Source organism: Streptomyces sp. NPDC002790 (assembly GCF_040295505.1).
GTDB lineage: Bacteria > Actinomycetota > Actinomycetes > Streptomycetales > Streptomycetaceae > Streptomyces.
On record NZ_JBEOVM010000076.1, the window covers coordinates 23,559 to 30,562 of the forward strand.

Annotated in this window: 7 protein-coding genes; 1 reads left to right on the plus strand and 6 read right to left on the minus strand. The window is 70.9% G+C overall.

Annotated elements, in window-relative coordinates:
* Nucleotides 1-68: 68 nt before the first annotated feature.
* The 5 genes from ABT004_RS26505 to ABT004_RS26525 form a co-directional block, all read right to left on the minus strand.
* Entirely contained in the window at nucleotides 69-665 is a 597-nt protein-coding gene (locus ABT004_RS26505) for an imidazolonepropionase-like domain-containing protein (RefSeq protein WP_351341642.1), read from the minus strand.
* Between the two features lie 7 nt (nucleotides 666-672).
* A complete protein-coding gene (mqnC, locus tag ABT004_RS26510) occupies nucleotides 673-1,881 on the minus strand; it encodes a cyclic dehypoxanthinyl futalosine synthase (RefSeq protein WP_351341645.1) in 1,209 nt (402 codons plus the stop codon).
* 78 nt (nucleotides 1,882-1,959) lie between these two features.
* A complete protein-coding gene (locus ABT004_RS26515) occupies nucleotides 1,960-2,670 on the minus strand; it encodes a prepilin peptidase (RefSeq protein WP_351341658.1) in 711 nt (236 codons plus the stop codon).
* An 18-nt stretch (nucleotides 2,671-2,688) separates the two neighbouring features.
* Nucleotides 2,689-4,323: a serine/threonine-protein kinase gene (locus tag ABT004_RS26520; protein WP_351341648.1), complete on the minus strand. Its 1,635-nt coding sequence runs from the start codon at nucleotides 4,321-4,323 to the stop codon at nucleotides 2,689-2,691.
* 238 nt (nucleotides 4,324-4,561) lie between these two features.
* Nucleotides 4,562-5,413, minus strand: coding sequence for a menaquinone biosynthetic enzyme MqnA/MqnD family protein (locus ABT004_RS26525; RefSeq protein WP_351341661.1), 852 nt, complete (start codon nucleotides 5,411-5,413; stop codon nucleotides 4,562-4,564).
* Between the two features lie 313 nt (nucleotides 5,414-5,726).
* Here ABT004_RS26525 and ABT004_RS26530 point away from each other — a divergent pair, with 313 nt between their 5' ends.
* Complete coding sequence (locus ABT004_RS26530; RefSeq protein ID WP_100836743.1) at nucleotides 5,727-5,930, plus strand: cold-shock protein; 204 nt, start codon at nucleotides 5,727-5,729, stop codon at nucleotides 5,928-5,930.
* A 110-nt stretch (nucleotides 5,931-6,040) separates the two neighbouring features.
* On the opposite strand, the gene ABT004_RS26535 is transcribed toward ABT004_RS26530, so the two are convergent.
* Nucleotides 6,041-6,841: an ABC transporter ATP-binding protein gene (locus ABT004_RS26535; RefSeq protein ID WP_351341652.1), complete on the minus strand. Its 801-nt coding sequence runs from the start codon at nucleotides 6,839-6,841 to the stop codon at nucleotides 6,041-6,043.
* Nucleotides 6,842-7,004 lie beyond the last annotated feature (163 nt).

Consider the following 7,004-nt stretch of genomic DNA (forward strand, 5'->3'; position numbering starts at 1 on the left):
GGGCCGGGTGCCGCCTCCCGAAAGTCCTGCCGGACGGGCCTGCTCAATCGCCGCAGGGGCTCCAATGATCAGCGAGCCCGGTACACCAACCGCCCGCCGACCACCGTCGCCACACACGTGGCCGCCCCCTTGGCCACCAGTTCGGCGCGGTCCGCCACGTCGAAGACCGCGAAGCGGGCCGGGCCGCCCACCACCAGACCCGGCAACAGCACCATCGGCTTCGGGGACAGGGACACGGGCCCCCGCAGCCCCTCCGGCCGCCCACCGAACACGAGCCCCGACCGCTGCGCCACCTCAAGGACCGGCTTGGCGCGCAGTTCGCCCGCCAGGGCCACCGTCCCGTGCGCGAACAGCCGCTGCACGCCCCGCCGGGCGCTCGCGCCGAGGCGGGACGGGTCCGCGCGGAAGATCTCCCGCGCCCGCTCCCCGCCGATCGGCACCGTCCCGTAGGTGTCCGCCTCGCGCGGATCCGGGTGGTACGTGTGCTCGAGGATCTCGGGACCGTACGGGTTGAGGAGTCCCGGCGTGAGGATGCCGGGCCAGCGCCGCACCCGCGCCGACGGGTGGGCTTCGGTCAGCTCCTCGTACGAGCCGAGTGCTCTGATGGTCTCGCCCTCGACGAGAGCGGCCGCCCCGTCGGCCTCGGTGACGTGAAGTGTCGCCAAGACGCGCTCAGTTGGTGGAGACGAGCTTCAGCTCGGGGTGAGCCGTCCCGCCGTCGATCGCCGTCGACGAGATGTGCGAGCTGACGCGGTCGTCGACCGGGTCGTTCGCCGGGTCGTCGTGCACGACGAGGTGCTCGTACGTCGTGGCGCGCTGCGCCGGGACGCGGCCCGCCTTGCGGATCAGCTCGATGATCTCCATGCGGTTGGAGCGGTGCTTGGCACCGGCCGACGAGACCACGTTCTCCTCCAGCATGATCGAGCCGAGGTCGTCGGCGCCGTAGTGCAGGGACAGCTGGCCGACCTCCTTGCCCGTCGTCAGCCAGGAGCCCTGGATGTGCTGGACGTTGTCCAGGAAGATCCGGGCGATCGCGATCATCCGCAGGTACTCGAAGAGCGTCGCCTGCGTGCGGCCCTTCAGGTGGTTGTTCTCCGGCTGGTACGTGTACGGGATAAAGGCACGGAAGCCGCCCGTGCGGTCCTGTACGTCGCGGATCATGCTCAGGTGCTCGATGCGCTCGGCGTTGGTCTCGCCGGTGCCCATCAGCATCGTCGACGTCGACTCGACGCCCAGGTTGTGGGCGATCTCCATGATCTCCAGCCAGCGCTCGCCGGACTCCTTGAGAGGAGCGATCGCCTTGCGGGGGCGCGCGGGGAGCAGCTCGGCGCCGGCGCCGGCGAAGGAGTCGAGACCGGCGGTGTGGATGCGCTGGATGGCTTCCTCGGCCGACACCTTGGAGATCCGCGCCATGTGCTCGATCTCCGAGGCCCCCAGGCTGTGGATGACCAGCTGCGGGTACGCCTTCTTGATGGCGGAGAAGTGCTCCTCGTAGTACTCGACGCCGTAGTCCGGGTGGTGCCCGCCCTGGAACATGATCTGCGTGCCGCCGAGCTCGACGGTCTCCTGGCAGCGCCGCAGGATGTCGTCGAGGTCGCGCGACCAGCCCTTCTTGGTGTCCTTGGGGGCCGCGTAGAAGGCGCAGAACTTGCACGCCGTGACGCACACGTTCGTGTAGTTGATGTTCCGCTCGATGATGTACGTCGCGATGTGCTCGATGCCCGCGTACTTGCGGCGGCGGATCGCGTCCGCGGCGGCGCCGAGCGCGTGCAGCGGGGCGTCACGGTAGAGGGTGACGGCCTCCTCGGGGGTGATCCGCCCACCGTCGGCGGCGCGGTCGAGGATGGCCATCATGGACGGCAGCGCGGCCTTCTCGGTCACCGGACGAGCCCCTTTCGGAGGAATCTGCCGAGTTCGAGCTGGAATCTCGACGAGTCTGAGCTGAAATCTCAGCGTACGTCAGGCGCCCAGACCGCCCAGCAGAACCCCCGCGAGGGCGCCCAGAATCATGAAGGGGCCGAACGGGATCTCGGTCCCGCGCCCGGCCCGCCGCGCGACCACCAGGACCAGCGCGTACAGACCGTTGAACAGCACGCCCGCGAAGGCGCCCAGGAACAGCACACCCCACCCGTACCAGCCGAGCGCCGCGCCGAGCCCGACCGCCAGCTTCACGTCCCCGAAGCCCATCCCCTTCGGGTAGGCGAGCAGAAGCAGCAGGTAGCCGCCGCCGAGACCGAGCGCGCCCCACAGTGCGCCGCTCCACGCCCCGCCGGCCTCCGGCAGCAGCGCGGCCCCGCCGAGCGCGAGCACGGTGAGCCCGGCGAGCGGCAGCGTGAGCACGTCCGGCAGCCGGTGCACCGCGAAGTCGACGGTGGCCAGGAGCACGCCGAGCGGCGCGAGCAGCAGCCAGGCGCCGAGCTCCGGCCGGGTGTCGGTGGTGGCGGCGAGCAGCGCGCAGGCCGCGCCGGTGATCAGGGCCAGCCGGACGGAACCGGGCCCGGCCCCCACCCAGCCGCGCCCCGGCCGCCACGGCTCCCCCGGCTCGACGGACAGCCGGTACGCGGGCCGCGGCAGCAGCAGCCCGCAGGCCGCGCCCCACAGGGCGGCGAGCGCGACCAGCACGACCGGCGCACCGGCCTCGACGGCGATCAGCGCGCCGCCCCGCACCATGTCCCCCCGCACCGGACCTCAGCCGCCCTTGACCCGGTCGAGGTCCGCCGTCGGGTTGCCGGCGGCCGGATACTGCGAGGTGTACTTGAGGGACGTGCCGTCCCGGGTGAGGCGCACGGTGTGCGTGCCGCTCGCGCAGGTGCCCGGGTTGCCGGGCGCGGCCTTCCCCGCGGCCACGAGCGCCTTGCCGTCGGCGGACTTCAAGGTCAGTACGTCGACGCACTGGATGCCCAGCGGATCCGTCGACGTCACCTTGCCGACCCGCTGGCCGGCCCTGGCCTGCTTCAGGTCGACGCGGAACGTCCCGAAAGAGACCCCCGCCTGCTTCGCGGGCCCGTCCCACGCCCCTACGTAGAACTGCGGTACGCCCGGCGCCCTGGACGCGGCGGACGGAGTGGGCCGGGCGTCGCTCGCGCCGCTCTGGTCGCCGCCGCCTTCGCTCGGCAGCATGGTGAACAGGACCACGCCGCCCACCGTCACCGCCGCGAACGCGCCCGCCACGGCGAGCGCCACCGAACAACTCACCCTGCGGCCCCGCCCGTTCGACTCGCCGGGGGTCGAGCTCGCCGTCACGGACATCGACAGGCGCCCCGGTACGGCGTCCTGCTTCGACTCGGTGGGTGACCCCTCCGTACGAGGCGTGGGCACGCGCGCGTACGCGGGGTCCGGTGGCCCGAAGACGCCGGCCGGCTCCGAACTCCCGGTCACGGCAGGGGCATTGAAGCCGACAGGCCCCGAGTGCGGGACGTCGGCGGGGGCGCCCTCCAGGTCCAGGAGCCGCACCGCGCCGCGCGAGACCTCCTCCACCATCGGCCCCGGCAGCCACCCCGCCTGCACGAGACGCGCGGCGCCGTCCGGGGCGAGGCGCCGGGCGACCTCCTCGGGAGTGGGGCGCGCGGCCGGATCCTTCGCGAGGCAGGCCGCGGCGACCTCGCGCAATTCGCCGGTCAGCGAGCCCAGTTCGGGCTGCTCGTGGACGACCTTGTAGAGCAGCGCGGCCGACGAGTCACCGGGAAAGGGGGACGACCCCATGGCCGCGTACACGAGGACGGCACCGAGCGAGAAGACGTCCGCGGCGCCCGTGACGCCCTTGCCGAGGATCTGCTCGGGCGACATGTAGCCGGGCGAGCCGATGGAGACGCCGGTGGAGGTGAGCGAGGCCGTGCCGTCGGTGGCGCGGGCGATGCCGAAGTCGATGAGCCGCGGCCCGTCCAGGGTCAGCAGCACGTTCGACGGCTTCACGTCGCGGTGCACGAGCCCCAGGCCGTGCACGGCCGCGAGCGCCTCGGCGAGGCCGGCGCCCAGAACCCGTACCGAATGGTCGGGCAGGCCCGCGCCCCGGCCCGCGGCCTCGGTGAGCGAGGGGCCCGCGACGTATCCCGTCGCCACCCACGGCACCTCGGCGTCCGGGTCGGCGTCGAGCACCGGCGCCGTCCAGGCACCGCCCACCCGGCGGGCCGCCTGCACCTCACGCTTGAAGCGGGCCCGGAACTCGTCGTCGAGCGCGAAGTGCGGGTGCACGATCTTCACGGCGACGGTGCGCCCTCCGGCGCTGCGGCCCAGATACACCCGGCCCATGCCGCCCGAACCGATCCTGCCGAGCAAGCGGTAGGGCCCCACCGCCGTGGGTTCGCCGGTCTGAAGCGGCTGCATGATGCGGACCTCCCCCAATGTGCACGCACGCACCAGCAGCGTAGCCCCGCGCCTCGTCCGCGCACACGCCTCTCGAAAGCCCCGGAACACATCCGGGACGCATCGGGAACACATCGGGAAGACCGGGTGGATCACCGTGAATTCATACCGAATTCACCCACCGGCGCAGAATTCCCGTACAACGTTCCAGGAATCCCGCGCCGGAGAACGCCGGCCCACAAGCGCACTCAGGAAGAATTCACGACATCAGCAGATCGACCCGGACATCCGCGGGAAACCCCGTCGTCGGTCCGACCCGTCGCGCGAACTCCGTGACGCCTTCCAGTTGTGCGGGACCGAAGCGGAAGTCGAGCGTCGTGAAGTACTCCTCGAGGATCTTCTCGTCGAAGACCTCCCAGCGCGCCGCCTGCTCGGCGACCTTGGTGACCTCCTCCAGGGAGACGTCGCGGGAGGCCAGGAACGCCTCGTGCACCTTCTGGGTGATCTCCGGTTCGCGCTCCACGTACTCCTTGCGTGCCGCCCACACCGCGAAGACGAACGGCAGCCCCGTCCACTCCTTCCACAGCGCACCCAGGTCGTGCACCTGGAGGCCGAGCCGCGGGGCGTCGTGCAGATTGGCCCGCAGCGCCGCGTCCCCGATGAGCACGGCCGCCTCCGCGTCCTGCATCATCAGCCCCAGGTCAGGCGGGCACGTGTAGTAGTCGGGCTGTACGCCGAAGCGCTCGGCCAGCAGCAGCTGCGCGAGCCTGACCGACGTACGAGAGGTGGACCCGAGGGCCACGCGCCGGCCGTCGAGCTGGTCGAGGGGGACCTGCGAGACGATCACGCAGGACATCACGGGGCCGTCGCAACCCACGGCGAGATTGGGGAACGCGACGAGGTCGTCGGCCGCCTTGAGGAACTCGACGAGGGTGATGGGACCGATGTCGAGGTCACCGTTCACCAGCTGCTCGCTCAGCTTCTCCGGCGTGTCCTTCGTCAGCTCGAAGTCCAGGAGCGAGCCCGTCCTGGCAAGCCCCCAGTACAGAGGCATGCAGTTCAGGAACTGGATGTGGCCCACTCGCGGACGAGTGCGCCGCGCGGCCTTCAGGGTCTCGGGAGAATTGTCCACATCGCGAGACTAAACCCCATGCGGTACGGTGCGGGGTCCGGGTCGGGTACGGCATCGCGGTCAACCCCCACGGAGACCCCGTCAAACCTGCGAGTGAAGTGATCTTGGCCTCTATTGCTTTCGGCTGCCTGCGTGCTAGGCTCCATCGCAAGTTGCAGTTTGGTTTCCCTTGCAGTACAGAGCCTGCGGAGCATGTGACCGCGGGCTCTCGTCATTTTCAGACTTTTGCATTGTTCGCAAGTGCATTTGCAGGTTCTGGAACAGGGCAACCCTTTGGCCCATAGGAGGGCTTATGGCTACCGGAACCGTGAAGTGGTTCAACGCTGAAAAGGGCTTTGGCTTCATCGCCCAGGAAGGCGGCGGCCCGGACGTCTTCGTCCACTACTCCGCGATCAATGCGAGCGGCTTCCGCTCCCTTGAGGAGAACCAGGCCGTGAACTTCGACGTCACGCAGGGCCCGAAGGGTCCGCAGGCGGAGAACGTCACCCCCGTCTGATCCTTCGCGATCGCACGGTAGTTGCCGTGATCTGATCCGGAACCTAGCGCAGTACCCAAGGAGCCCCGCGCCTCACGGCAGCGGGGCTCCTGCCTTTTTCGGACGGGCGGCTACGTGAGTGCGGCCCGGGCCGCGACCGCGTCCGCCGGGTCCCAGCCCCGGCCCGGCACCGAGGCGAGCAGCAGCCGGGTATACGGGTCGGTGGGCTCGCTCAATACGCGGTGCGTGGGCCCCCGTTCGACCACTCTGCCCCGCCGCATCACCAGCACCTCGTCCGTGACGTGCTGGACGACCGCCAGGTCGTGGCTGACGAAGACCAGGGCCACTCCGGTGTCCCGGCGGATCTCGTCGAGGAGCCGCAGGATCTGCGCCTGGATGGAGACGTCGAGCGCGGCGACCGCCTCGTCGAGGACCAGCACTTGGGGGTCGACGGCGAGTGCGCGGGCGATGGCCAGGCGTTGGCGCTGGCCGCCGGAGAGGTGGCGGGGGCGGGCGGTGGCCTCGCGCGCGCCGAGGCCCACCTGGTCGAGGAGGGCGGATGCGGTGGATTCGTCGCGGCCGTGCAGGCGCAGGGCGGAGCGCAGGCACTCGTCCGCCGTGAGGCGGGGGTCGAGCGATACGTAGGGGTCCTGGAACACCATTTGGATCTGGCGGGCTCTGGCCAGGCGGGGGGTCTTGCCGCGAGGGGGTTTGGCGGGCCTTGGGGTGCCGTCGACCTTGATCGTGCCGTGGTCCGGGGGGACGAGGCCGACGAGCATGCGGGCGACGGTGGTCTTGCCGGAGCCGGATTCCCCGACGATCCCCAGGGCGCCGCCGGGGGTGAGGGTGAAGCTGATCGCTTCGGCGGCGGTGTGGGTGCCGTAGGTCTTACGGAGGTCCGTGACGTCCAGGAGTGGTGGTTGCGTGGTCACTTGGGGCCTTCCCCGTTCGTCTCGTCGCGCGGCGCCGTGGGCTGTCTCCCCCACCCCGCCCCTTCCCGAAAGTCCTGCCGGACGGGCCTGCTCAATCGCCGCAGGGGCTCCATTTGGAGCCCCGCCGGCGATTGAGGCGAAACCAGCCCCCCCCGCGGGTGAG

Coding starts and splice junctions, on each gene's coding strand:
- ABT004_RS26520 (WP_351341648.1), bottom strand. CDS start 4,323: ATGCAGCCGCTTCAGACCGGCGAACCCACGGCGGTGGGGCCCTACCGC.
- ABT004_RS26530 (WP_100836743.1), top strand. CDS start 5,727: ATGGCTACCGGAACCGTGAAGTGGTTCAACGCTGAAAAGGGCTTTGGC.
- ABT004_RS26515 (WP_351341658.1), bottom strand. CDS start 2,670: ATGGTGCGGGGCGGCGCGCTGATCGCCGTCGAGGCCGGTGCGCCGGTC.